The sequence below is a fragment of the Mesorhizobium sp. M7A.F.Ca.CA.004.12.1.1 genome, from assembly GCF_003997835.1.
Lineage (GTDB): Bacteria > Pseudomonadota > Alphaproteobacteria > Rhizobiales > Rhizobiaceae > Mesorhizobium.
Window position 1 is genome coordinate 1 of sequence record NZ_RZRK01001469.1, and the last position, 543, is coordinate 543.

Genomic DNA, 543 nt, shown 5'->3' on the forward strand with positions numbered 1-543 from the left:
GGCTTTTCCGGCAACATCACCCGGCCGTCAAAGACGCGCGCCTTCGTCGACCTGGTCACCAGGGACATCGCCGCCAGCCACGGCCTGTCTGCGAGCACCTATGATATCGAGGATCTCGGTCCGTCGCTGGGAACGGCGAAATGGGCCCGCGATCTCGACGGCCAGGCGCGCGCGATCCTGGAACAAATCCTCGCCGCCGACGTGCTTGTCGTGGGCTCGCCGACCTACAAGGGCAGCTATACCGGTCTGTTCAAGCATTTCTTCGATCTGATCGATCCGGCAGCGCTGCGGGGGAAGCCCATCGTGTTGACGGCGACCGGCGGTGGCGAGCGCCATGCGCTGATCGTCGAACATCAACTGCGGCCGCTGTTCGGCTTCTTCGAGGCCTTTGCGCTGCCGAACGCCGTCTACGCCACCGACAAGGATTTCACCGACGGCGTGCTGCGCTCCGAGGCGATCCTTAAGCGTGCGGCGCAGGCGGTCGACGAGGTCGGCTTTGTGCTGGCCAATCGTTCGGCAGGCCGGATCGCCGCTGAATAGCCT

At 64.8% G+C, this 543-nt stretch carries 1 protein-coding gene; it reads left to right on the forward strand.

Annotation, left to right across the window (positions count from 1 at the left end):
* The coding region (gene msuE / locus EN984_RS37075; RefSeq protein ID WP_127384476.1) for an FMN reductase at nucleotides 1-540 on the forward strand (540 nt) is incomplete at its 5' end.
* Nucleotides 541-543: the final 3 nt, after the last annotated feature.